Origin of the sequence: Amycolatopsis jejuensis (genome assembly GCF_000717335.1) — a bacterium.
In the GTDB taxonomy this organism is placed as follows: Bacteria; Actinomycetota; Actinomycetes; order Mycobacteriales; family Pseudonocardiaceae; genus Amycolatopsis; species Amycolatopsis jejuensis.
Window position 1 is genome coordinate 1 of the sequence record NZ_JNYZ01000079.1, and the last position, 1886, is coordinate 1886.

Sequence of the window (1886 nt, forward strand, 5' to 3'; positions counted from 1 at the left end):
GCCCCAAGGGTGTAGTGTCAGCGGTGTCCGAGAACATTCCGTGTGTGAGCGTCCGAGCCCGCACCGTCCTCGGTTCTCATCCGGATACCTGCGCCCGGGGACGGAAGCACGGCAGGTAGCCGGGCCACGGCACGCCATGACCGTACCAGCGGCAATGATGCCGCAGAGCTGCTCCGACCGGGTTTGAACTCCGCCGGTAGCGCCCACCCGGAACGACCATGACGCGACGTGGCCCGCCCCATGCCACGGGACTGTCCACGCTGCGGAAGGAACCTCCGGTCGGAGTCGCTGCGCACCAGGCTTTCGGCCCGCTGCCCGCGGCAAGGGCGCCGGTCTGCCGCTGCCGGTTTCCCGCTGCTCCCTCCGGCGGGCAAACCGGACGAAGAGCCGAATTCGCGCCGGGCCGTCGATCTGACGGCCTCTCCGCGGGTGAACAATGCGTGTCTCCGAGGGGGACTCGAACACCTCGATCCGGGAAATCTCCCGTGATTCGGGAGATCATGCATTCTATTGCAGCGAGCCTCACGCTCAGGCGACGCGCCGACCCGGCCCGGCCCATCGACGGACCGACGGCCACCGAAATCGTGAACCTCTCCGCCGGAGTGCAGGGACGAGCCGCGCAACGCAGCTACTCTCGCGACGGGCTCGGCGCACGCTGCAACTTCATCGACGCAGTCAAGTTCCGCTACCGTTGCGCAGCCGCCGACCGCCTGATCTCCCGCGACAACAACCCCGCCCGTGAGCTGAGAAAGCCGCCCAAGCAACGCAGCCCCCGCAGGCCGCTCACCCCGGCCCAACTGGCTGAGATCAACAAAGCCGCGGCGACGACCGGCGTCGACCCGGCGCTGGACACCCTGATCCTCCGGCTGCACACCGAAACCGCCTGCCGACGCGGCGGCTCAATCGCCTTGCGACCCTGCGACCTCGACACCACACAGCTCACCATCCGGCTACGGGAAAAGGGCAACACAGTACGAGACCAGCCGGTGTCGCCGACTCTCATGACCGCGCTCGTCGCCCACACTCAGCATCGCGCACCTGAACTGGACAAGACCGCGCAACTGCTCCGCCATCGCAACGGAACGCCGATCGCCCTCGCCTACTCCCATCAACTTTGGAAGAAGCTCGGCCGACGGCTCCCCTGGGTAGCCACGCTCGGCGTCACCTCACACTGGCTCCGTTACACGACACTTACGTGGGTCGAACGCAACTTCGGGTACGCCATCGCCGCCGCGTACGCTGGCCACTCCCAGGTCAGCGACCGCTCCGGCAACACCCTCACCTACGTCGGCGCCACCATCGACGAGGTTGCCACCGCACTCGCCGCCCTCACCGGGGAACCGCACCCGCCAGCCCTGACGCCGCCACAGTAGGCGCGGCCCCTACGCAAGAGAGAACTCGACGCACGCAGCCTTGAGAATTCTCTCCCGGCTCAGCGCGAATCGGTGCAACGGTTCACTTGGCCTGCAACCCTCCGCCCCGGGGAGCGGAGGGTCGCAGGTTCACATCCTGTCATCCTGACCCTGAGGGGCTGGACCTGCGGGTTCAGCCCCTTTTCGTGCCGCCGGATGCGGCACGGGAGCTAGCACAGCGCTCAGTGACACTCCTATTTGAGGATTTTCACCTGCGCACCCGAGCACTCATCCCCGCTCCCGCGCCCCGGCAGAGCTTGATCGACGAGCAGGCCATCTCACTCGCGGCGGAGAACAAGAGCCCCCGCACGATCCGCGGCTACTGCGACACCGCGCGTTTCTTCCACCTCTGGCTCGCCAACCCCATCGCGCCCCCGGACGCCAACAACCCCGAAGCCTGGCTGGCGTCGGTCCCGCCCGCTCCCACCTGCCCGGAGGACTACGAGCCGAAGCACGTCAACCGGGTCGCATCCA

General features: G+C 67.6%; 2 protein-coding genes. Both read left to right on the plus strand.

The features are described from left to right. Positions 1-485: 485 nt before the first annotated feature. Positions 486-1373: a tyrosine-type recombinase/integrase gene (locus tag OO71_RS45770; RefSeq protein ID WP_245633986.1), complete on the plus strand. Its 888-nt coding sequence runs from the start codon at positions 486-488 to the stop codon at positions 1371-1373. 224 nt (positions 1374-1597) lie between these two features. Further along, a partial coding sequence (locus OO71_RS45775) for a hypothetical protein (RefSeq protein WP_156096886.1) occupies positions 1598-1886 on the plus strand: 289 nt, incomplete at its 3' end.